General features: G+C 43.1%; 21 protein-coding genes. 17 read left to right on the top strand and 4 right to left on the bottom strand.

Annotation, left to right across the window (positions count from 1 at the left end; genetic code table 11):
- From LC605_RS07590 to LC605_RS07620, 7 genes are all read left to right on the top strand, one after another.
- A partial coding sequence (locus LC605_RS07590) for a pentapeptide repeat-containing protein (RefSeq protein ID WP_229546951.1) occupies window positions 1-335 on the top strand: 335 nt, incomplete at its 5' end.
- 318 nt (window positions 336-653) lie between these two features.
- Window positions 654-2,129, top strand: a complete 1,476-nt coding sequence (locus LC605_RS07595; RefSeq protein ID WP_229546953.1) for a pentapeptide repeat-containing protein — start codon at window positions 654-656, stop codon at window positions 2,127-2,129.
- Window positions 2,130-2,282: 153 nt separating this feature from the next.
- Window positions 2,283-3,812: a YifB family Mg chelatase-like AAA ATPase gene (locus tag LC605_RS07600; protein WP_229546954.1), complete on the top strand. Its 1,530-nt coding sequence runs from the start codon at window positions 2,283-2,285 to the stop codon at window positions 3,810-3,812.
- A 260-nt stretch (window positions 3,813-4,072) separates the two neighbouring features.
- Window positions 4,073-5,089 carry a YihY/virulence factor BrkB family protein gene (locus LC605_RS07605; RefSeq protein ID WP_229546955.1) on the top strand — a complete coding sequence of 339 codons (1,017 nt, stop codon included), beginning with the start codon at window positions 4,073-4,075 and terminating at the stop codon, window positions 5,087-5,089.
- A 197-nt stretch (window positions 5,090-5,286) separates the two neighbouring features.
- On the top strand, window positions 5,287-5,844 hold the full coding sequence (locus LC605_RS07610; protein WP_229546956.1) for a DUF421 domain-containing protein: 558 nt from the start codon (window positions 5,287-5,289) through the stop codon (window positions 5,842-5,844).
- 40 nt (window positions 5,845-5,884) lie between these two features.
- A complete protein-coding gene (purB, locus tag LC605_RS07615) occupies window positions 5,885-7,180 on the top strand; it encodes an adenylosuccinate lyase (protein WP_229546957.1) in 1,296 nt (431 codons plus the stop codon).
- Between the two features lie 552 nt (window positions 7,181-7,732).
- The gene (locus tag LC605_RS07620; protein ID WP_229546958.1) at window positions 7,733-8,263 is read left to right on the top strand and encodes a DUF4126 domain-containing protein; all 531 of its coding nucleotides are present in this window, start codon (window positions 7,733-7,735) and stop codon (window positions 8,261-8,263) included.
- A 722-nt stretch (window positions 8,264-8,985) separates the two neighbouring features.
- Here LC605_RS07620 and hemH read toward each other — a convergent pair.
- Window positions 8,986-10,152 (bottom strand): ferrochelatase, encoded by a 1,167-nt coding sequence (gene hemH / locus LC605_RS07625; protein ID WP_229546960.1) that lies wholly within the window; start codon window positions 10,150-10,152, stop codon window positions 8,986-8,988.
- 93 nt (window positions 10,153-10,245) lie between these two features.
- On the opposite strand from hemH, the gene LC605_RS07630 reads away from it, so the two are divergent.
- From LC605_RS07630 to LC605_RS07665, 8 genes are all read left to right on the top strand, one after another.
- Window positions 10,246-10,869, top strand: a complete 624-nt coding sequence (locus tag LC605_RS07630) for a class I SAM-dependent methyltransferase (RefSeq protein ID WP_229546961.1) — start codon at window positions 10,246-10,248, stop codon at window positions 10,867-10,869.
- A 232-nt stretch (window positions 10,870-11,101) separates the two neighbouring features.
- Window positions 11,102-11,620 carry a DUF29 family protein gene (locus LC605_RS07635; protein WP_229546962.1) on the top strand — a complete coding sequence of 173 codons (519 nt, stop codon included), beginning with the start codon at window positions 11,102-11,104 and terminating at the stop codon, window positions 11,618-11,620.
- 3 nt (window positions 11,621-11,623) lie between these two features.
- Window positions 11,624-12,166, top strand: coding sequence for a DUF29 family protein (locus LC605_RS07640; protein WP_229546963.1), 543 nt, complete (start codon window positions 11,624-11,626; stop codon window positions 12,164-12,166).
- A 3-nt stretch (window positions 12,167-12,169) separates the two neighbouring features.
- Complete coding sequence (locus LC605_RS07645; protein ID WP_229546964.1) at window positions 12,170-12,685, top strand: DUF29 family protein; 516 nt, start codon at window positions 12,170-12,172, stop codon at window positions 12,683-12,685.
- An 83-nt stretch (window positions 12,686-12,768) separates the two neighbouring features.
- Complete coding sequence (locus tag LC605_RS07650) at window positions 12,769-12,960, top strand: hypothetical protein (RefSeq protein ID WP_229546965.1); 192 nt, start codon at window positions 12,769-12,771, stop codon at window positions 12,958-12,960.
- On the top strand, window positions 12,951-13,235 hold the full coding sequence (locus tag LC605_RS07655) for a type II toxin-antitoxin system RelE/ParE family toxin (protein WP_229546966.1): 285 nt from the start codon (window positions 12,951-12,953) through the stop codon (window positions 13,233-13,235). Before LC605_RS07650 ends, LC605_RS07655 begins: the two co-directional genes overlap by 10 nt.
- A gap of 158 nt (window positions 13,236-13,393) precedes the next feature.
- Window positions 13,394-14,224, top strand: a complete 831-nt coding sequence (locus LC605_RS07660; protein WP_229547002.1) for a dienelactone hydrolase family protein — start codon at window positions 13,394-13,396, stop codon at window positions 14,222-14,224.
- Window positions 14,214-14,366 (top strand): hypothetical protein, encoded by a 153-nt coding sequence (locus LC605_RS07665; protein WP_229546967.1) that lies wholly within the window; start codon window positions 14,214-14,216, stop codon window positions 14,364-14,366. Before LC605_RS07660 ends, LC605_RS07665 begins: the two co-directional genes overlap by 11 nt.
- Window positions 14,367-14,434: 68 nt before the next feature.
- Here the strand turns inward: LC605_RS07665 and LC605_RS07670 are convergent, their stop codons facing one another.
- Window positions 14,435-17,554 carry an MFS transporter gene (locus LC605_RS07670; protein WP_229546968.1) on the bottom strand — a complete coding sequence of 1,040 codons (3,120 nt, stop codon included), beginning with the start codon at window positions 17,552-17,554 and terminating at the stop codon, window positions 14,435-14,437.
- A gap of 957 nt (window positions 17,555-18,511) precedes the next feature.
- On the opposite strand from LC605_RS07670, the gene LC605_RS07675 reads away from it, so the two are divergent.
- A complete protein-coding gene (locus tag LC605_RS07675) occupies window positions 18,512-19,141 on the top strand; it encodes a type I restriction endonuclease (protein ID WP_229546969.1) in 630 nt (209 codons plus the stop codon).
- Window positions 19,142-19,592: 451 nt separating this feature from the next.
- On the opposite strand, the gene LC605_RS07680 is transcribed toward LC605_RS07675, so the two are convergent.
- Window positions 19,593-20,189: a calcium-binding protein gene (locus tag LC605_RS07680; protein ID WP_229546971.1), complete on the bottom strand. Its 597-nt coding sequence runs from the start codon at window positions 20,187-20,189 to the stop codon at window positions 19,593-19,595.
- A 46-nt stretch (window positions 20,190-20,235) separates the two neighbouring features.
- Here LC605_RS07680 and LC605_RS07685 point away from each other — a divergent pair, with 46 nt between their 5' ends.
- Window positions 20,236-20,406: a hypothetical protein gene (locus tag LC605_RS07685; RefSeq protein WP_229546972.1), complete on the top strand. Its 171-nt coding sequence runs from the start codon at window positions 20,236-20,238 to the stop codon at window positions 20,404-20,406.
- Between the two features lie 329 nt (window positions 20,407-20,735).
- Here the strand turns inward: LC605_RS07685 and LC605_RS07690 are convergent, their stop codons facing one another.
- Window positions 20,736-22,463, bottom strand: a complete 1,728-nt coding sequence (locus LC605_RS07690) for a ShlB/FhaC/HecB family hemolysin secretion/activation protein (protein ID WP_229546973.1) — start codon at window positions 22,461-22,463, stop codon at window positions 20,736-20,738.
- Between the last annotated feature and the right edge of the window lie 7 nt (window positions 22,464-22,470).

Genomic DNA, 22,470 nt, shown 5'->3' on the forward strand with positions numbered 1-22,470 from the left:
AACTTGATTTGAGCTACACGGACATGAGAGGAGTAAACTTGAATGGGGCGAACTTAGAGCAGACAAATTTTTATCAAGCTAATCTTGCTGGGGCAAATCTCAGAGAAGCTAATCTAGCAGGGACAATACTTAGTGCAGTGAACTTAGAAGGAGCTAACTTATATCTAGCCAACCTAGAAGGAGCAATCCTCAGTGCAGCCAACCTAAAAAGAGCTAACCTTTCTGGAGCTAACCTGCGTCGTGCAAGTTTATATCTAGCTGAGTTGCATGGGGCAATTCTCAATGATGCCATACTCGATGGGGCAAACCTCAGAGAAACCAAATTCTCTGAGTAAAGCACTAAGGGACTTCCAAATAAAAAAATACTCAAAAAACTCTCTCCTCCTCATTTCTCTGTGTTCTCTGTGGCTCTGTGGTTCGTTTACTTGGGTAATTTATTTCTTGGAAGTCCCTAATATGATTTGCAATGGGTGGTTTATTTCTGCTATGACATAGGTTCAAGCCCCAGGATTTATCCTGGGGCATTAATTGCGAATGGGCGAAAAAGCGAATTGCGAATTGTGTTGACAACTATTATAATTTTCTGCTAAATGCTATACTACTTTTCCCCAACATCTACGTAATAATTCTAGGTTGTAAGGAAAATCTTTACCATGTCTTCTAAAAAGACAGATGCTGTGTTGAATTGGTTGATAACTATAACAGTTATATTTGGCTTCTCCTTGACTGTAATTTTTTTCGTATTGTCTAGTATAAAACAATTGTCAATTCAGGAAAAAATTCAGTATAGAAACCAAGCATTAACAACTACTGCAATAGTTTTTCTAGCATCGGCTGCAATATTTAATACTTATTATACAGCAAGGCGTGCCCAAGCGATGCAGAAAAATGCGATCGCAGCTGAGAAAAATATCGAAATTGGTCTTCAAAATGCTAAACTCAATCAAGACAGGTTGATTGCAGAGCGCTTTATGGGCGCAATTGGCCAGCTTGGGCATAAAAAAGTTGAAACCCGAACAGGCGCAATTTATGCATTAGAAAGGGTTGCTCAGGATTTTCCTAAAGAACACTGGACAATTATGGAAATTCTCACTGCCTTTGTGCGAGAGAATGCACCTATCCAGCAGGTAAAACGGGAACAACAAAAGCCGGAATATCTTGGAGCAATTTCTTCAAGTAGGCGTAGAAGTGAGTCGCGTCGGACACAGCAGTTGGAGCAAAACCTTCATGAAGAATTGCCAAAAATACGCACTGATATTCAAGCAGCTCTAAGTGTTATCGGCAGGCGTAATTTACTCGAAGACCCAAAAGATCAAAAACTTGATTTACGTAACACTGATATTAGACTAGCAGATCTGCTAAAAGCTAACCTGCAACAAGCTGACCTACGTGGGGCTGACTTGAGTGGGGCTGACTTACGTGGGGCTGACTTGAGCGAAGCAGACCTTAGTGGCGCTAAACTCATTAGGTCTATTCTCTATGAAACCAAATTAGAAAAAGCTAGCTTGTGTGGAGCGAACCTTTGTTGGGCTAACCTCAATCGTACCAACTTCTCTGGGGCAAACCTGCGGTCAGCCAACCTATCTGGAGCAAGTCTGCGTGCAGCTAATCTCCAAGGGGCGAACCTCTATAAAGCTAACTTGCAACAAGCAACCTTAAAAGTTGCCAACCTCTCAGGGGCAAAATTGTTTTTAGCTAACTTGCAAGGAGCAAAATTGGGTAAAGCCAACCTGCAACAAACGGGTTTGATTGGTGCTAATCTGTGCGGGGCTAACTTAAATGGTGCTAATCTTTCAGGGGCTAACTTGAACGCAGCCAAACTTCATCAAACAGAAGTCTATTTTGCCAACCTTTCAGAAGCCAGCTTAACGGAAGCTGACCTGTATCAGGCGAACCTGATCGGAGCAAACTTACATCGGGCAACTTTTTATCAAGCTAACCTGACTCAGGCGAACCTGATGGGAGCTAACTTTTGCGAGACTAACCTCAATGATGTCAAACTAGAAGGGACAATTTTGACAGGAGCGAAAAACTTAGAGTTGCAGCAGATTAAAGAGGCACTTGGCGATCGCACCACTCGTCTACCTGATTATATCGAAGCACCGATAGATTGGCGTCAGTCTGGTTAAGTTATCGCAGCATCATTAGTTATTTGGGCGTATTCTACCGTTTTCACATTGTTCACTAGCCTTAATTCCAAAAAATTGTCTATGTAGTTTTACTAATGCCAATCTACCAATTCATCTGCTAGAGATATCTATTGGAATACTCTTATAGAAGCAATGCTTGCCAGAGTCTGGAGTGCATCAATTGTAGGCATCGATGCCGTCAAAGTAGGCGTAGAAGTCGATGTGTCAGGGGGATTACCGGGAATTGTTGTCTTAGGACTACCAGATTCAGCGATTCAAGAATCCAGAGAAAGAGTCAAAGCAACGCTAAAAAATGCAGGTTTCGCCTTTCCCATGCGGAAAATTGTGATCAATTTAACTCCGGCAGATTTACGCAAAGAAGGCCCCTGTTTCGATTTGCCGATTAGTGTGGGAATTTTGGCGGCTTCTGAGCAAGTTAGCGCTGATTTGTTGGGAGATTATCTATTTTTGGGCGAAGTCTCTTTAGATGGCAGTTTGCGCCCCGTGGCTGGTGTATTACCCATTGCAGCAGCAGCCCAAAACATGGGAATTGCAGGTTTAGTTCTCCCTGCTGATAATGCTCAAGAAGCAGCAGTGGTTGAAGATTTAGCTGTTTACGGCTGCAAACATCTATCTGAGGTGGTGGATTTTTTAAATAATCCGGGACGTTACAAACCTGTGCAGATAGATGGCACAACGGAGATCGCAACAGTATCTTACCCTGGCGCAGATTTGCATGAGGTGAAAGGACAAGCTCATGGGCGTCGTGCTTTAGAAATTGCGGCGGCTGGTGGGCATAATCTCATTTTTGTTGGGCCGCCTGGTAGTGGGAAGACCATGTTAGCACGGCGCTTGCCGGGAATTTTACCGCCCCTGAGTTTTGCCGAATCTTTGGAAGTGACTCGCATTCATTCGGTAGCTGGTTTATTGAAAAATCGTGGTTCATTAGTACGCGATCGCCCTTTTCGCAGTCCCCACCACTCTGCATCGGGGCCTTCTCTGGTGGGTGGTGGTAGCTTCCCTCGTCCTGGAGAGATATCATTATCTCACAGAGGTGTGCTTTTCTTGGATGAATTAACAGAATTTAAACGAGATGTTTTAGAATTTCTGCGCCAACCTTTAGAAGATGGTTACGTGACAATTTCCCGCACCAAACTATCGGTAACGTTTCCCGCGCAGTTTACTTTGGTAGCGAGTACCAATCCCTGTCCATGCGGTTACTATGGCGATACCATCCAACAATGTACCTGTTCTCCCCGCCAACGTGAACAATATTGGTCAAAACTTTCTGGGCCGTTGATGGATCGAATTGATTTACAAGTTGCAGTGAATCGCTTGAAACCAGAAGAAATTACCCAACAACCTACAGGAGAAGCATCAACATCAGTACGCCAACGAGTTCAACAAGCAAGCGATCGCGCAATTACCCGCTTCCAACAAGAAGCAAATCTGCGTTGCAATGCCCATATGCAAAGTCGTCATCTCCAGAAATGGTGCAAGTTAGATGATCCTAGTCGCAATTTATTAGAAGCAGCCATTAGAAAATTAGGTTTATCGGCAAGAGCAAGCGATCGCATTCTCAAAGTAGCACGGACTATTGCAGATTTAGCCGCAGAAGATGAGCTAAAGACCAATCATGTAGCAGAAGCGATTCAGTATCGCACAATCGATAGAATGCAGTGAAAGGGCGGTTATTTTTTTCTTAGTCCATGCAGGTGGACTTCGTTAGGCAAAGAAAGGGTCGAAAGGCTTTAGTTTTGCTCCCCAACGCTACAAGGGAAGGGGTTGGGGGTTAGGTTTGAGACAAAGTTGCACACCGCGTTAAAATTCTAAATTCCTCCTCAAGAACACTGCACGAACACCCTTGGGAGGATGCCTCTACTTATGAAATAAGTATCCAATATATCAGGAAGTAAGCGCCATCCCTTAAGGAGACTGATTGGATGAATTTGCAGGCGATTTGGAAATTATTACAAGAGACATTCAAAGAATGGAATGAGGATAAAGCCTCAAGGTTAGCGGCAGCGTTAGCTTATTACACGATTTTTTCGATTGCACCATTGCTAATTATTGTAATTGCGATCGCAGGCGCAGTATTTGGAGAAGAAGCGGCAAGGGGTCAAATCGTCGGACAAATTCAAGGCTTAGTCGGTAAAGATGGCGCCCAATTCATCCAAACAGCGATCACAAATGCTAATAAACCACAAACAGGAGCGATCGCTTCTATAGTTAGCGTTGTAGTTCTGCTATTGGGTGCTACAGGCTTATTTACTGAGTTGCAAGATGCGATGAACACGATTTGGGAAGTTAAACCCAAACCTGGACGTGGCATAAATAACGTGATTCGCCTACGCTTTTTGTCCTTTGCAATGGTGATCGGGATTGGCTTTCTACTTTTAGTCTCTTTGGTAATTAGTACGGCATTAACAACATTAGTAACATACTTTAGCAACTTGTTACCAGGGGTCGATTTCATCTGGCAGATTCTCAATTTCATCCTCTCTTTTACCATCACTACATTCCTGTTCGGACTAATTTTTAAAGTTCTACCAGATGTCAAAATTGCTTGGAGTGATGTCTTAATTGGAGCGGCTCTCACCTCAGTTTTGTTTTCTATTGGTAGATTTTTATTAGGACAATATCTAGGTAATGGCAGTTTTGGATCAACCTATGGTGCTGCTGGGTCGTTGGTGGTAATTTTGGCTTGGGTTAACTATGCTGCACAGATTCTTTTCTTTGGTGCTGAATTTACCCAAGTTTATTCTCGAAGATATGGAAGCGGGATAGTCCCAACCAAAAATGCCATACCTTTATCTAAAAATACAAATGATAATGACAAAGCCCCAACAGGACAAATATCCACTAACAAAAAGCCATATTCTCGCTTTATTAATCGCTTCTTTCAGTATTTTAGAAAGCCCAAACGCTTAAAAAAAAGAAGAAAAAATCAGCGATTTTAATCCTTGATTGCTGGAAATTTATTGTTTATGTCATTTGTCATTTGTCATTTGTCATTTGTTACGAACTTGTGCCGAGCGACTTGTACTGAGCGTAGTCGAAGTAAGTCGAGGTATTACGAATTATTTTAACGGGGTGGGGTTCTTCGGGTTTTATACTGGATTTTTTCCAGAATTCTATTCAAAAAGGAAGAAAATCAGTGTTAGTAGAAAAATGGTTTTTTATCGATTGGCGAGCAATTTTTGTTCCTAGTATTAGCATCTTTGAGTTGATTATTCGCGGGTCGCTAGTCTACTTAGCGCTGTTCTCAGTCTTACGCCTGCTTCCTAGCCGACAATTAGGAACACTAGGAATTACTGATTTACTTGTAGTTGTGCTATTTGCTGAAGCTGCTCAAAATGCTATGGCAAGTAATTACACATCGATTACTGAAGGCGCTATCCTGGTCGGAACAGTGATTTTTTGGAGTTACTTACTGAACTGGTTGGGCTACAAACTTCCCCAGTTCCAACGTTTCCTGAATCCGCCACCCTTGCTACTGGTAAAAAATGGTCAGATGATTCAGCGCCATCTGCAACGAGAGTTAATTACAGATGATGAGTTGATGAGCAAGTTACGTCAGCAAGGTGTGGAATTTTTGGCTGATGTGAAGTTGGCATATATGGAGGCTGACGGGACGATTAGCATCATCACGTCGGATTCAAAAACTGCTTCCGTCCCTGAGCAAAAAGTTGTGTTAAAAAGCGATCCACATTAATTAAACTGTAAAATATGACGGTTGTATTCTGTGCCAAACTGTGATTGAGCGTTATACTTTGCCCGAAATGGCTAATCTGTGGAGTGAAGCCTATAAACTAAAAACTTGGCTGCAAGTCGAAATTGCTGTTTGTGAGGCTCAAGCTGAACTTGGTTACATTCCATCTCAGGCGGTTGAGGAAATTAAAGCCAAGGCAGATTTTGACCCCGATAGGGTACTGGAAATTGAAGCTGTAGTTCGCCACGATGTTATCGCTTTTTTGACAAATGTCAACGAATATGTGGGTGATGCTGGACGCTATATTCACCTGGGTTTAACTAGTTCAGATATTTTGGATACAGCTTTAGCACTGCAATTGGTTACCAGCCTTGATATATTATTGCAACGTCTGGAAAATTTGATTGAGGTAATTCGCCAAAAAGCACGAGAACATCGTCATACAGTGATGGCTGGCCGATCGCATGGTATTCACGCTGAACCAATTACTTTTGGTTTCAAACTAGCTGGTTGGTTAGCAGAAGTGTTGCGACACCAAGAACGTTTGAGAATACTCCGCAAAACCATCGCCGTAGGTAAGATTTCCGGTGCAGTGGGAACCTATGCCAATGTTGAACCGCGTGTAGAAGCGATCGCCTGCCAAAAACTCGGACTCCAACCCGATACGGCATCAACCCAAGTTATTTCCCGCGATCGCCACGCCGACTACGTGCAACAATTAGCTTTGGTAGCGGCATCCATCGAACGCTTTGCTGTAGAAATTCGCAATCTGCAAAAAACAGACGTTTTGGAAGTTGAAGAATTCTTTTCCAAAGGTCAAAAAGGTTCCTCAGCAATGCCACACAAGCGCAATCCCATCCGTTCGGAACGGCTGACAGGAATGGCACGACTGGTCAGAAGTCATGCTGGTGCAGCTTTAGAAAACGTTGCCCTATGGCATGAGCGGGACATTTCCCACAGTTCTGTAGAACGGGTAATTTTGCCAGATGCTTGCACTTTGACGCATTTTATGCTAATAGAAATAACCGACTTGGTGAAAAACCTGTTGGTCTATCCTGATAACATGAAACGGAATCTCAATTGTTATGGCGGCGTTGTGTTCAGCCAAAAAGTGCTACTGGCTTTGATAGACAAGGGAAGTAACCGAGAAGAGGCTTATGCGATCGTTCAAGAAAGCGCTCACACCGCTTGGAACAAGCCAGAAGGCAACTTTCAAAACTTGATTAGCAAAGACCCGCGCGTTAGCCAAAAGTTGTCTCCAGCAGAACTAGAAGTGTGTTTCGACCCCCAGCAACATCTGCGGCATTTAGAAGAAGTTTACCAACGATTGGGTATTTAGGATTAATTTACTTGTAGTGAGCGCTTAAGCGCTTACTACAAGTAAATTACTTGTTATATGATTTTTGCCAAATCACCCATAATAAACAGTTTGTAGTGGGGACTTCAGTCCCCAAAGCCAGGACTAAAGTCGTGACTACGAAAATTTTTTATTCAGCTTGATTAACCGGACATGATATTACCCAAAAAATACGCAGATATTATCGAAAAAGATATATAAAGATACCAACAACATCTAGCATTGCAATAGACATAGGAGTGAAAAAGAATTGTATAGAAGTAGCACTGCTACGTCTATAAGTAAGTCGGCAAAAATAAACCAAACTATATTACGAAACGTAAATACACCTTAAACCCTTATATAATGACGAAGGACAAATGACAAATGACAGCCTTAGCTAGTTAGCTTTATTTGCGTCGCTCTACTTACAAGGGTTCTGGATAACGCATATTTAATTTCACCAGATGTCTAATCTGTTTGATGCTGGAATTCTTGCCCACACTGGGTAGTATATACAACAAATACTTACTTATTAGTGCGACCAGTGCCTTAATGATTGAAATCCTAGCCACACTTTCTGCATCTGCGGCAGCAGGAATGAGAATAGGTACACCTCTGCTGATTATTGGATTGTTGCAGGGTACTAACCTATGGTCACAAGTTCCAATTTTATCTTACATTTATCCACCAATATTATTCGGCTGCCTCACCAGTTGGTCATTAATTGAGTTATTAGCCCCAAAAAAAGTATGGGGGCAAAGATTGCTCCAACTAGTTCAGTTATTCATGTCTCCCTTGGTGGGCGCAATTATGGGGTTAGGAGTAGCTACCCCAACGCTAACGCCAAACTGGCTAATTGCTTTAATTGGAGGTTTATTAGCTTTGGTACTCCAGCTAGTTCAAGTTGGTTGGTTCTATCGGTTACGTGGCTTACCATTGTGGGCAGTCTTTCTTCAAGATACCTTATGTATTGCTCTAGTACTTTTTGCCTTTGATGCCCCCTGGCAAGGAGGATTAATTGCTTTAATACTGCTTTGGTTTGCAATTCATAGTGCGAAACAATGGTATGACTGGTATCACTAACTAGGGAATAGGGAATAGGGCAAAAAGTGCTGAATTAATAGTTAGGAATGCAGATTAAATAAAGTGCAAAACTAAGTAAGTCGGTGAAAATAAATCAAACTATGTGACTGACGAAACGTAAACAGGCTTGAAACCCTTACCAAGGACGAATGACAAAGGACAAATGACAGCCATCACCAGTTATCTTTAATTGCGCCGACCTACTTAGTGAGATGGTAAAATATAGCAGTTCTCGTTGACGTCAGGTACACCCATAGTCAACTTAACGCGAAACGGGCGGTTAGAAACCGCGTCTACACAAACTCTCACCCACCGACCTGGGTTTCAAAACCTTGATTTGACCTTAGTCCGCGCAGGCGGACGAAAGCCTGTGTAGCCGCGAATGACCTTCGCCCTGGCTCTAAGTTCACTCCACATTCCTTAAGAGTGAGGAGTTTTGTTTATCTTCTTGTCCCCTTGTCTCCTCATCCATAGGTGTCAACTTAACGTAAAACCTATGTCCCGCAAGGAACTGAAGTTCCTTGCTAATAGCGAAAGTCATCTCAGAGATGACTAAAATATAGCCAAAAATCTTTGGTCTACTTCAGTAGACTTTAGCTAAAAGCCAAAGAACTTTAGTTCGAGGCGTGTGAGTTAAGCTACTTTTAGCTTAAGTTGACACTAATGCTCCCCCATCTCCCTCATCTCCCTCATCTCCCTCATCCCCCCCTACCCAACGCCCTTTACTGCAAAATTCCAATCATATGTAACAAGCCGTGACCAGTAATCAGCTCTATGATTAAGGCAATAAAACCGAGCATGGCAATCCGACCATTCCAGACTTCAGCACTAGTGGTCAGACCCCACTCCCAACGCTCTTGAGGATACATTTTTACCATTTTTTTGATTTGGGCAGCTTGGGAAAGCTTGAAACTGGGGTTTCTCAGCGCATCAATCACTAATTCGGCTAGTGCATTAATAAATACTGGATGGGTATTAGGGGCAGGTACGCGGCGGAAGTTGTGAATTCCTGATTTTTCGGCTACTTCCCGATACTCAATATCTATTTCTTGTAGTGTCTCAATATGCTCTGAGACAAAACTGATTGGCACAACAACCAAATTTTTCACGCCTTGTGCGCCTAGTTCTTTGAGGGCATCTTCAGTATAGGGTTGGAGCCATTCTACTGGGCCGACACGACTTTGGTAAGCTAAAGTGTGGGAATTAGGTCGATTGAGAGTCTGCATAATTAGAGCAGTACATTCCTGAATTTCTTGCTGGTAAGGGTCGCCTGCTTCTTCAACATAGCTTTTAGGAACGCCGTGAGCGCTAAAGAATATATGAACCTCATTCGGGTTAGGAAACTGCTCAAGTTCCTGGGCTACGAGTTGTGCCATTGCTTGGAGATAGCCTGGTTGTTTGTACCAAGAAGGAATGACAGTGTAATCAATGGGTTGAAGTTTTGGGTCTTCTTGCCAAAGCTTTTCTAAAAGCCGGAAGCTAGAACCACTAGTACTGATAGAAAACTGGGGATATAGTGGTAATATTACCAGGTGTTCTATATGATCTTGGGTAACCTGGGCGATCGCCTCTTCTGTATAGGGATGCCAATAACGCATTCCCACGTAGATATTAGCTTCTTGCCCCAAATAACCCAACTGTTCTTTTAAAGCTTCCCCTTGGGCTTCTGTAATCCGCCGCAGTGGGGAACCACCACCAATTTGCTTATAATTTTCTTGAGATGTTCTGGTTCGGCGCGTGGCAATAAACCAGGCTAGGGGCTTTTGCAACCAGCGAAACGGTAGGCGAATAATTTCCGGATCGGAAAATAGGTTGTACAAAAACGGCCCGACATCCTCTAGCTTATCGGGGCCACCGAGATTGAGTAATAAGACGCCTACACGACCCATAGCAGTTACTTTCCCCCAATCTGTTCAGGTTTTTTACTAATGTTAACAATATATCTTTATTAAATATAAAGCTTAATCGCAAGGAAATATGCAATGGCAACAATTTTAAGGGATTGGAGTTACCGCTATCAGTGGCTGTATGATGGGATTTCGCGTTTAGCAGCCTTAACTGTAGGTGGTGAAGCCCGTTTTCGGCAACTTGCTTTACAAGGCTTAACAATTCACTCAGATAGTCAGGTCTTAGATTTATGTTGCGGCAGTGGTCAAACGACGGAATTTTTGGTAAGATTATCGCAAAATGTAACAGGGCTGGACGCTTCACCCAAGTCTTTGCAACGGGCGCGGCAAAATGTACCATTAGCTTCCTATGTGGAAGCTTTTGCTGAGGAAATGCCATTTGCAGATCATGTGTTTGATTTAGTGCATACCAGCGTTGCATTACACGAGATGCAGCCTCAGCAATTACGAAAAATTATTAATGAAGTTTATCGGGTACTGAAGCCGGGAGGAGTGTTTACGCTAGTGGATTTTCACGCTCCGACAAATCCGATATTTTGGCCTGGGGTATCTGTGTTTTTGCTGTTGTTTGAGACCGAAACAGCTTGGGAATTGTTGAAAACTGATTTGGCTGGATTGTTAACTGAAACTGGCTTTGAAGTGGGTGAGCCAAGTTTATATGCAGGTGGTAGTTTGCAAGTGATACAGGCAAAGAAGTAAGTAGGTTGGCGCAATTAAAGTTAACTGGCTAAGGCTGTCATTTGTCATTGGTCATTTGTCATTAGTAAGGATTTTAAGCTTATTTACGTTTCGTAACATACTTGAGTCTTTTCGCAGCAACGTACTTAAACAATATTGCTTTATTAATGGTAGGTAAGATACCCTGCCATTAATGAAGTATAAATGATTGTTATATTGAAATTAGCATGATGAAATTTTGAGGTTAATAAAAATGACACAGGAATTAATCGACCTCAGAACTTGTATTCAGGAAGGACGTTACGCAGATGCCTTGGCAATTTTAGATGAATTAGAAGGCATGAGTAAACAAGCTATTCTGCGGAATATCCAAGCTTATTTAAAGATTCTACTGATTCATTTGATTAAGAACCAACTAGAGCAGCGATTAACAAATTCTTGGGTTGCTTCTATTCGGAATTCACTGATAGAACTTAAGAAACTCAATCTGAAAGATAATAAAAAATCCTGTTATATTAATTTAAACGAATGGGATACTTATATTGAAGATGAAATAGAAGTAGCAGTGCGTGATGCCAGTGTGGAAGTTTTGAATGGAATACACAATGAATTTAAACTGGCTGAAATGGTGGATAAAAACCAAATTATTCAGACTGGTTTGAAGTTTTTGGCGCTAACTTATTCTTATTCAGTTAAGGAGTTACCCGCAGTTGTGGCTGAAAATTTAATTCAGCTACCCGGTGGAGAAGATTGGAAATCAGGTAGGCGGTGAAAAATGACACAGGAATTAATCGACCTGAAAAATAGTATTTTGGAAGGACGTTATGCAGATGCCTTGGCAATTGTTGATGAATTAGAAGGCATGAGTAAACAAGCTATTCTGCGAAATATCCAAGCTTATTTAAACATTTTGCTGATTCATTTGATTAAGAACCAAGTAGAACAACGATTAACTGGTTCCTGGGTAAATTCTATTCGGAATTCAATCCGAGAAATTAAAAAGCTGAATATTAAAGATAATAAAACATCTTACTACATTAACTTAGATGAATTGGATAATTTTATAGAAGAGGAAGTGATTGAAGATGCGATGCCTGCGGCGGGCTACGCCAACGCTGATGCTAGCGATGAAGTAATGAATGGAGTATATAATCAATTCCAACTGGCTGAAATGTTAGATAGAAACCAGATAATTCAGACTGCTTTCAAGTTTTTAGCGCTAACTTATTCTTATTCAGCGAAGGAGTTACCCGCAGTTGTGGCTGAAAATTTAACTCAGTTACCCGGTGGAGAAGATTGGAAATCAGGTAGGCGGTGAAAAATGACACAGGAATTAACCGACCTCAAAAAGAGTATTTTAGAAGGACGTTATGCAGATGCCTTGGCAATTGTAGATGAATTAGAGGGAATGAGTAAAAAGGCAATTCTGCGGCAGATTAAATCGTTTTTAAGAATTTTGCTGATTCATCTGATTAAAAATCAAGTAGAAAAACGATTAACAAATTCTTGGGTTGCTTCGATTCGTAACGCCATCCGTGAAATTAAAGAAGTGAACCTCAAAGACAATCAAACATCTTATTATGTCAATTCCAATGAATGGGAAAATTTCATAGAAGAGGAAGTGATTGAAGATGCGATCGCTGATGCCAGTGAGGAAGTGATGAATGGCAAATTTACTCGCTCTCAGTTGTCAGCAATGCTAGATAAAAACCAGATTTTAACTACAGCCACCAGTTTACTGGCTTTAACATATACTTATTCACCAAAAGAATTACCAGCGATTATGGACGATTATCTCAGCCAGTTAGCTGGTGGAGAAGATTGGATATCTCGGTAAAAATAAGGCGATCGCTCTTTATTCAGCAGTGATACCAAGTGTTAAATTAAAATTAGCACCGTCAACTCTTGAAGGGAATAAAAATGACAGCAGATACTACTGTAAAATATCAAGTTCTCAAGGCAGTAGAGGAAATGCCCCAAAACGTTACTTTTGAGGAAGTGATGGAACGTCTTTATTTCTTGTACAAAGTTGATCAAGGTTTAAAGGAAGTTGAGACTGGTAATACCATCTCACATACAGAAGCTAAAAAGCAGATCAAGACATGGCATTAGTAAGCTGGACGAGTCAAGCCTTAACTGATGTAGAAGCAATTGGCGATTTTATTGCACGGGATGCACCAAGTTTTGCCCAGGTATTTGTAGACAGGGTATTTCAGTCCGTAGAACGTCTACAACAGTTTCCGCTATCAGGGCGTGTAGTACCAGAAATCGCTCAAGAGGATATTCGAGAGATTATTTTTGGTAGTTACCGAATCGTCTATTTAGTCAGCGATGATCAGGTAAACATCTTAACCGTGTTTCATTCTTCAAGGCAGCTTAAGCTTTAATTAATGATTATGTTTTGTTCGCGATCGCTCTTTGTCTACAGGCGAAAAGGTAGCAAAGGCAGCCAGTATTGCAGTAAACTGATTAGTAAACCGTAGTATCTATATAGTACTGTACGGTTAACCAACAATCAAGTTTTCGCCAATTCAAGGTAGAAATGATGCAAGAAATAACACGCCGCAAATTTATTGCAACAGCGACCTTAGCGACGGGTTTTGCCCTCGCAGTACAACCAATTTCTGCCGGAGTCATCACCACTGATGCTAAGGGATTGGTGGCTGGTGCAGTGAAAATTCCCGTCAAAGATGGCGAAATTCCTGCTTATAGAGCAGCACCCGCTACTGGTAGCAATTTCCCAATTGTTCTGGTAATCCAAGAAATCTTTGGCGTACACGAGCATATTCAGGATATCACTCGTCGTTTTGCCAAGTTGGGGTATTTAGCGATCGCACCCGAATTATTCGTGCGTCAAGGCGATGTCTCGAAATTAAGCACCATAGACCAAATTCTCCCAATTGTCGCCAAAGTCCCAGATACCCAAGTATTGTCCGATCTTGATGCTACGGTAGACTGGGCAGTGAAATCAGCTAAGGGTAATGCCGACAAATTGGCAATTACAGGCTTCTGCTGGGGCGGCCGCATTACCTGGTTATACGCAGCACACAATCCGAAGGTGAAGGCAGGTGTGGCATGGTACGGGCGACTCGTGGGCGATTCTACCGACCTAACACCCAAGCACCCTATTGATATTGCATCGGCGCTGAAAGTCCCCGTTCTCGGACTTTATGGTGGCAAGGATACAGGTATTCCCCTTGATACAGTAAATCAGATGCGCGATCGGCTCAAGTCAGGTAAGAGCAAATCTCAAATCATCGTCTACCCCGATGCCCCCCACGCATTTTTTGCCGATTATCGCCCCTCCTACCGTGAGAAAGAAGCTAAGGAGGGTTGGAAACGCCTTTTGGCATGGTTTAAGAAGTATGGCGTGTAGTGAGGATGAGGGGGATGAGGGGGATGAGGGGGATGAGGGGGATGAGGGGGATGAGGGGGATGAGGGGGATGAGGGGGATGAGGGGGATGAGGGGGATGAGGAAGCAATTTTTCTCCCCCATCTCCCCCATCTCCCCCATTAATATCTGCAAAACATAGAAAAGCCTCCCATACCGGGAGGCTTAAAAGTTAGCGGAGAAAACTTGTTCAACTACTGCGCAACTACAGCGATCGCTCCTCCTAATGCAGAGAAAATGGCGGAGACGAATGCTGTAGCAAACAACCACCAAGCTGCTGTAGCTGCGGCTTTGCGGGTTTCTTCTGCTTGTCTCTGGGCTTGATGCTTCACCTCTTCTAGGCGGCGTTGGGCTTCATGCTGTAGGCGTTCTGCACGTTGTAATACTGTATTGCGTGCGCGTTCAATTTGGTCGATGATTCGGTTAGCATCTTCCTCGGAGATGTCCTCACGAGAACTCATGATTGCCACTAGGGTATCACGGTCGAAGGAGGAGAGGCGATCGCGCAGGGCATCAAACCCCGCCTGGGGATCGTCAAAAAATGTGCGGACATCGCGCTTAATACTATCATAGTTAAGCTCTGGGCGATCCAGGGAGTTGAGATAGTTACGAATGCGGGCAAAAACCCCGTCAATTGCATCTTGAATGCCCCGTTGGATGTTCCGCACTTGTTCGACCAATTGATCCCTTACGGACACCATATTATCGGCAATCCGCGCCGCCTCTTCATCGGAAATATCTTCCCGAATTTTCAGCAGGGCGATGATGGTATCACGGTCAAAGTGGGAAAGGCGATCGCTAAAACTTTCCACCCCAACTCGCGGATCGTGCAGCAGGAGTTGCAGGTCGCGTTTGATACCTTCAGGATTCAGTTCTTCCTTACCAGTTTGGCGTAGATACTCTTCCAGATAACCTTTGAATGTTTCCATTCTTTGCTGTGTACGGGTAGCTAGGCGACGAGGCGCACGCACAAAGTTGCGAATCGAAGTTTGAGTGGAATCAATGATTTCATTGACTTGTTCTTCACTCAAGTCTTGACGTTGACTGAGCAACTTCACCAGTGTATCCCGGTCTACCTGGGACAACCGACGGCGCAGGGCGACAGTTCCCTCTTTGGGATTTTCAAACAATCTGGTCAAATCTCGTTGAATACCTTCCGGGTTCAATTCTTGTTTACCAGTATTCCGTAGGTAATCTGCGATCGTCGTAGTCACAGAGTCGTATTGCTCTTTCGCTTTATCCACCACAGCTTGAGGTGTGTGGCGAATATTATGCCACGACTCCTCAGCAGCATTGATGATTTGATTAACTTGATCTTCACTCAAATCTTGCCGTTGACTCAACAATTGCACCAAGGTATCGCGGTCAAAGCGAGACAAGCGTGCCCGAATTGAGGTAATTCCAGCTTGAGGATCTTCCAGTAGCTTTTTGAACTCGGCGCGGATGGCATCAGGATTCAGTTCTGATTTTCCAGTGTTACGCAGATATGATTCTACATTCAGCCACAGGGTTTCTGCTTGATATTGTGCCTGTTCTGCTAATCCTTTGGATTCTACCAAGACGCGATCGCGCTGTTTTTCCAACTCATCGAGAATGCTGTCTACTTCATATAACTGGACATCATTACGTTGTAGCAATATCTCCCGAATTTCCTGCCGTTCAAGGTGCGCTAATCGCAATGTCAGGGTTTCATAATCTGCCTCTGAGTCTTGCAACAGTGGTTTGAAATTCTTCTCAATGCCTTCGGATGTCAAATCTGCTTTCGGAGTAACCAGCAGATAACTTTCGACTGCGCGTTGCAAGTCTTGGACTATCTCTCTTTCTTCGACAGATTTCACTGTCACTAAAACTTCTTGGCGAACAGCTTCTAACTGATTTGCAATGCGCTGAATTTGACCTTGAGTAAGCAATCCCCGTTGTTGCAAAACATTGATGAAATCGTTGCGTGATAGTCGTTCTAGTTCCCTGCGAACGATTCCAGGGTCAGCTGCTGGGTCGTAGATCACATCATGAAATTCCTGAGCAATTTTTTCTGTACTCAGTTGCCAAGCATAAGTATTGTACAGGTAGTTTTCGACATCAGCCCGAATTGGGCTATAGGGTTGTGATGGTGTTGGCAACCCTAGTTTATCTGCTTGTTCGGTGACTTGATCTTTGGCAGTGGTGAGGCTACGTAAGATTTTTTCTACATCCAAATCAGGCAAATCTGTCCGTCCCAAAACAATGCCGGTTAAGGCAGATAGTCCTTGCTGGAGTGTACTTTGAATTGGCCCTGGAGTTGCCTTTTGGTGAGTTTCTTTGGCATCACGAGTTTCAGCGACTAACCGATCCAGCTTGGCGTTGAGTTCATCTGTCTTGCTTTGTCCTGGTGGGAGTGATTTCAGATAATCCATTAACTCACCCAAACGGTCTTCGGTGGGTGGTTGTTGACTTACCACTTGCTGCCAAACTTTATACAACGTATCAGCAATGCGGCTAACATCTTTTTTGGAAAGATCGGTGCGGCTGCTGACTAACTCGATGAACTTTTGGCGGTCGATGTTGCGAATATCTGGAGTTCCCGCGATCGCTTTTAATTGCGGGTCGTTGAGTAAGTTTTCAAAGTCACTGCGAATCTTTGACACATCTAGCTCTGGAGGACGTATCTTTTCTAAGTAATCCTCTATATTCTCCCGGATACTCACAGGGTCGATGGCACTTCCTAGTTCTCGACGTATAGCGGCGGCTGCGGCTTCAGCCGTCGCTACCACTTGATTATTCACAGCCTTTGCGCCTAGTGCGGCCGTGGCTGTCCCCATAATCGCCTGAAACCCAGAAGTTGCTGTATGGACGACTGAGCCAATTAAGGAACCTACGGTGGTGGAACTTACCCAAACTAAAAGCAAAAAGTAAGCACCCCAAATCACCAAACCGAGAATTGCTCCCAATCCTGGGTCTAAGATCACAAGGCTCAATTTAACTGCCAGAAAAGAAGCAATTAATAAGGCGATCGTCACAGTGACTAATGTCCAAATCCCTACTGCTGTGCCGATTTTGCGAATGCTACCGCCCAGACTTCCCACTTCCCCATTATCTGAATCCGAGTCAGATGAGTGCCCCAGGTAGGAAATACCGGCTGCAAGGGAGAGATTAGTTAGAACTAATTGGAAAGCAAAGGCTAGAATCACGCCGGAGATTAAAGCCACAAAAAACCGCGGCCCGGAAGTGAGAACCGATGCCTGTGCTGGCGTGATGTTTGAGGCATCTCCTGAAGTCTGTGCTAGCCACAACAGTGGTTTGTAGAGTCCCACCATGATTTCCGTACTTTGGAACATTGTATTTCCTTCTACTAAGTTTAAATTTTGGGAATTAAGATTTTCTTGAGAAGCAACTCTTAGTATTTATGTCTGTACCTATGGCAATACCCAACTCTCTTTAGCTCAGAATCGTAGAATTTAGCTATTTAAAGCATCTCTCCAAAGATTGAAAAGTGTATCCAACGGAAGATATAAGTTTTACAATCCCTCGGTGGAAATCTTCATTAAATTGCCACCTTATATTAAAGATATACACCTAATTTTTAATTTTTTATTGCTGATTTGTAGCGATTTATTCTGTTTAAATTATAGTTGAATTGGGGATGGGTTACACTTATTTATATATCGATTTTTGCTCACCCTCTAATAGGACGTTTGAAAAGTCCTATTTTAGGTATCAAAACGTTCCAGATCCCCCTAAATCCTCGGATAAATTGGGGGACTTTAATTCCGGTTCCCCCTTTTTAAGCTACGGTGTATGCACAAGTGAATTATTTTGCTCAAACCGGTCTCAGACCTAACAAGAACAGCCCCTTCCCTACGAGGGAAGGGGAGCCAATCTTCAAAGCCCCTCTCCGCCTCGGAGAGGGGTTTGGGGAGAGGTCTACCGACTTACGTGTACACGGTAGCCAATTTATCGGGGGGTTAGGGGGGATCAACAAGTGTCTAAAATCACAGTCAAATACTTTTCAAACAACCTCTAAAGGTGGATTTGTTTAGAAGAATAGGTTTGTGAGAATCGTCCAGAAGAAGTGCTTGTGATTTTGCAATAAAAATGCCCCTCTGAAAGGGGCTTTTGATGTGGTTGATGTTCTAGAACAGACCTTTGTAAATGCGGGTGCAAACCTGCTTGAGCAAGTTATGTCGAAGAAACAAGAATCGAGGGTGTCTTTAGACCTGAGAGTGTCAATCTCACCCCTAATGCTAGCCAACAAAAACCTACAATAGAGCTATTCTCCATCCTTGAGAAAGATTATGAGGACTGCGATCGCAGCAAGAAATATTAAATTCCATGATTTGAAGGTCAAGTTTGGGCTACAAGCGGTGGAGGATGACTTATTTTTCATAGAGTGGTTGAATGATCTGCCAGAACTCACCGCCTCAGAACAGCAAATGCTTGATCGGGTAAAGCGCAATTACCTCTACTTGCTGGACTATCCAGTGATGGAGAGTATTGTCAAAATGGTGGTGTTATCGCCGCTTTTAGATTTAGCAGGATTTTACCAACCTCCATTTCGCATTGATGGCGAGGTCAATATCAGGGTTTCGGCAGAGGATGAGGGGGAAGTGATTCAGGGAAGTATCGATGTATTGGTGATTCAGGAAGGGTTGTGGGTAGCAGTGATTGAGGCAAAAAATTCGGAGTTTTCATTGACGAAGGCAATTCCGCAGGCCCTTGCTTATATGTTGGCATCACCTAACCGGGATCGACCTTTGTTTGGGATGGTTTTAAATGGAAGTGAGTTTTTGTTTATTAAGCTGATGTTTCGTGATGGAGCAAAGTATGGGTTGTCAGATGTGTTTTCATTGCTAAATCGGGGCAATGACTTGTATTCAGTGTTGCAGATTTTGAAACGATTTGGCATCTGGATGACGATTACCTAAAACCACAATAGACATAGGAGTGAAAATGAATGTAGAGACGTAGCAGTGCTACGTCTCTACAAGGGTTCTGGGTAACGCATATTTAATTTCACCAGATGTCTAATGACTAATGACAACCTCACTTTTATTTCTCTCTTCCTTTAAGAGGATGTTTGAAAAGTATTTTTGCTAACATCTAAGCCTCAGAAACCTAACCCCCCCAGCCCCCCTTCCCTACAAGGGAATGGGGGTTTCAAAGCCTCTTGACCTTTCGGGGAGAGGAATGGAAGCGGGGTTTCTACTATACTTTACGACTTTTCAAACATCCTTTAAAGAGAGATACTTTGAATTTCCCCCTTCCCGATGCGGGAAGGGGGTTAGGGGGTTAGGTTTTTGGTGGACTTTTCCACATAACCTGAATTGTCAGAAATAAATTGGGTAATTTATTTTCTGGAAGTCCCTAAAGTGCTGACTAGGCAAAGATGAAGTCTAGCGAGACAATGACATTGGTAGTGTCTTGAACGTTAGCAATCAAGTCAAGGCCATAGTAAATTTGTGTGTCTAGAGCCGAACCGCCACTCAAGTCTGAATACACTAAAGAGTATTGACTAGAGTTACCAACGGTTTTAATTAAATCAGAAAGGGGGTTCCAGTCAGTAATGGTAGCGAAACCAAAATCTTGGTATGAAACACCCCAGAAACCGCCAAGAACGAAAGTATCAGAACCAGAACCACCAACTAGGGTGTCGTACTCTATACCAGTGAATCCATAGCCGTCAAGGAGGTCGTTGCCACTACCGCCATAGAGAATGTCGCTGCCAGTACCGCCATACAGAATGTCCTTGCCACCCTGACCATAGAGGTTGTCCTGGCCACTACCGCCATACAGAATGTCATCCTGATTGCCACCGTACAATGCATCGTTACCAGCATAGCCATACAACGTATCAAAGCCGTCGTAATCATTGCCGCCAGAGCCATAGCCAAAAGCGGGATAGCCGTAGATAATGTCGTTAACGTTAGTGCCATCGATTACATCACTTAACGCGGTGCCGTAAATAATAGCCATTTGAGTGTCTCCTTGATCTAAATTGAGTTCAGGCAAAGGTATTTGGTTGAAGAAGAATACATTCGTCAGAATTCACTCTGCTCCCGCCAAAGATGCTCCAGATGGCTTAGAATCACTCTTTGTGGGGAATTCAGCCGCCACTGATGCGGGAGTACGCGGACTCGCTCTTTGTGGCGCTATCCGCTTTTTCGGTCAAAGTAGACAGATTGTATTCTGACCTCTGACCCACATATCCTGTTTGGATAAATATTCCATCACCTGATTGGTACAGGTTCAGTAACATTACTGTTGGCGATGAGTTATAGATTAAATTAAAAGTTAATGCCACACATCGACCTTTTCTGCGTGTTTGGGTGCAGTTTTCATCCCTGGAGAATAGACTAATGCGATCGCCTGATTGCAGAAAACTGCATAATTAAGTTGGTGCGAAAAAACTTAAGTATGCTACGAAACATAAATAAGCTTAAAACCCTTACTAATGACAAAGGACAAATGACAAAGGACAGCTTTAGCCAGTTAGCTTTAATCGTGCCCACCGACTTAATATCAAAACGGCTGATAACGGACTGAAAAACTAAAGCCATTATCTTGCAGTGAACTACCGCGATCGCTTGTTAAGAGCAATGGTACACCGTAGTCTGCACGCAATACCAAACCTGCATAAGGTTGCCAGTTCAAGCTTAAACCCAGACTAGCAATGGTTTGTGGGTCGGCATTAATACCGCGATTATTCCAAGCTGTACCGATGTCAAAAAATGGTATTAGCTGTAGAATTTCTAAATTCGATGCCAGAGGAATACGAACTTCCACACCTCCAACTACCCCATTGTCAGCAACAAGTTGATTTGGAGCGTAACCGCGCACTGTATCAACTCCCCCAATGGTAATTTTTTCCAGCGAAAGCAAGGAATCACCTGTGAGTTGAGTGTTAACTTTCGCCAGCATTAAGATGCGAGGAGATAGGCGTTGTACCCATTGAAATTGTCCCACCCAGCTAAAAAAGCGCCCATCAGTACCACTGTCGTTGACAGTTGCATCAATTGCATCAATCCCAAAACTAAATTGCGATCGCGCTGCTAGGACACTGTTAGCATTACGTTGTAACCAATCTTGAGAAAAGCGGATTACCCTAACTTTTGATTCCCCATCTTCAGGGCCTTCAGTAAAGGAGAAGGGAATATCATTGAGTATAAAGGTTTGACTGCGGCGTAAATCGAATCCTAACGAGAGAGCAAACTCACTGTTTGGGTTGTGGATTAGCGGTTGACGGACATTAAAAGCAAGAGTTTCGGCTTCGCTGCGGATATCCAAGTCACGAAATTGGCTTTCAATAATGCGGCTACCACTGTTACTGTAGCGGACACCAATAGTTCCATCTAGGGCGTTAAAGGGAATAGAATAACTGATATTGTAAATATCTAAGCCTTGGGTGATGCCATATTCGGCATTGAATTGATCCCCAAACCCGAATAAATTATCGTGAGCAACAAAAACACTCTCTTGTTCTGAACCAACGCTAGCTGATTGGTTATTTGCAAAGATAAAGCCAGCGTGGAATGCTGGCGACTCGGTAATTGTAATCTGTAAAATATTACTTCCGGGAGTGCTACCTGCGGTTAACTCAGCATTAACTCGTTCAATCACTGGGTCAAGTTGTAATAATTGCAGCGCTTGTTCGAGGCTTTTTTGGTTTAAAGGCTTACCTGCAAACCTTTGAATCCGGGAACGCACGTATGCAGTTTGCAATCTTTGTAACCCTAAAATGGAAATTCCTTCGAGTTCGCCTTCCACAACTTGGATTTGCACCACACCGCTAGTGACATTTTGATTGTTGGAAATAAATGCACCACTGGTGATGTAACCCTTTTTAACATAGAGTTCAGTGATTTGCGATCGCAGTTGCAATAACTGCTCAAATGTGATTTTTTTATTTTCTAAGGGCTGTTTTAACTTAATTATTTCATCTTCTAAGACAGAATAGCCTCTGACTTGGATTTCTTTGACAAAAAAACTTTCACCACTAGGAAAGATTGCTTCGGGTAGATTTTCCTGTGGGGGTGATGGGAGTATGGGAACAGTTGGTGTTGGTGGTGTGGGAGGAAGTGTTGGTGATGGAGATGGTTGGGGTAGAGTTTCTTCCACTTTCCCTGGTGTATCGGGGGGAATTGTCACTCCCGATGGAGGTGTCGATTGTGCAAATACTGGGAGTGGACTGATGCTGATGGAGGTAAGTAATGCGAAAACAAGCTTTTGAAACCGAAAGTAGGAACCCATTGTTTAT

This window comes from Nostoc sp. CHAB 5836, from assembly GCF_020829445.1.
GTDB lineage: Bacteria > Cyanobacteriota > Cyanobacteriia > Cyanobacteriales > Nostocaceae > Nostoc.

Bases quoted from the DNA above. Each gene is read 5' to 3' on its own strand.
- LC605_RS07595 (WP_229546953.1), top strand. From the start codon at position 654: ATGTCTTCTAAAAAGACAGATGCTGTGTTGAATTGGTTGATAACTATA.
- LC605_RS07600 (WP_229546954.1), top strand. From the start codon at position 2,283: ATGCTTGCCAGAGTCTGGAGTGCATCAATTGTAGGCATCGATGCCGTC.
- LC605_RS07605 (WP_229546955.1), top strand. From the start codon at position 4,073: ATGAATTTGCAGGCGATTTGGAAATTATTACAAGAGACATTCAAAGAA.
- LC605_RS07620 (WP_229546958.1), top strand. From the start codon at position 7,733: ATGATTGAAATCCTAGCCACACTTTCTGCATCTGCGGCAGCAGGAATG.
- hemH (WP_229546960.1), bottom strand. From the start codon at position 10,152: ATGGGTCGTGTAGGCGTCTTATTACTCAATCTCGGTGGCCCCGATAAG.
- LC605_RS07630 (WP_229546961.1), top strand. From the start codon at position 10,246: ATGGCAACAATTTTAAGGGATTGGAGTTACCGCTATCAGTGGCTGTAT.
- LC605_RS07635 (WP_229546962.1), top strand. From the start codon at position 11,102: ATGACACAGGAATTAATCGACCTCAGAACTTGTATTCAGGAAGGACGT.
- LC605_RS07640 (WP_229546963.1), top strand. From the start codon at position 11,624: ATGACACAGGAATTAATCGACCTGAAAAATAGTATTTTGGAAGGACGT.
- LC605_RS07645 (WP_229546964.1), top strand. From the start codon at position 12,170: ATGACACAGGAATTAACCGACCTCAAAAAGAGTATTTTAGAAGGACGT.
- LC605_RS07650 (WP_229546965.1), top strand. From the start codon at position 12,769: ATGACAGCAGATACTACTGTAAAATATCAAGTTCTCAAGGCAGTAGAG.
- LC605_RS07655 (WP_229546966.1), top strand. From the start codon at position 12,951: ATGGCATTAGTAAGCTGGACGAGTCAAGCCTTAACTGATGTAGAAGCA.
- LC605_RS07660 (WP_229547002.1), top strand. From the start codon at position 13,394: ATGCAAGAAATAACACGCCGCAAATTTATTGCAACAGCGACCTTAGCG.
- LC605_RS07665 (WP_229546967.1), top strand. From the start codon at position 14,214: ATGGCGTGTAGTGAGGATGAGGGGGATGAGGGGGATGAGGGGGATGAG.
- LC605_RS07670 (WP_229546968.1), bottom strand. From the start codon at position 17,554: ATGTTCCAAAGTACGGAAATCATGGTGGGACTCTACAAACCACTGTTG.
- LC605_RS07675 (WP_229546969.1), top strand. From the start codon at position 18,512: ATGAGGACTGCGATCGCAGCAAGAAATATTAAATTCCATGATTTGAAG.
- LC605_RS07680 (WP_229546971.1), bottom strand. From the start codon at position 20,189: ATGGCTATTATTTACGGCACCGCGTTAAGTGATGTAATCGATGGCACT.
- LC605_RS07690 (WP_229546973.1), bottom strand. From the start codon at position 22,463: ATGGGTTCCTACTTTCGGTTTCAAAAGCTTGTTTTCGCATTACTTACC.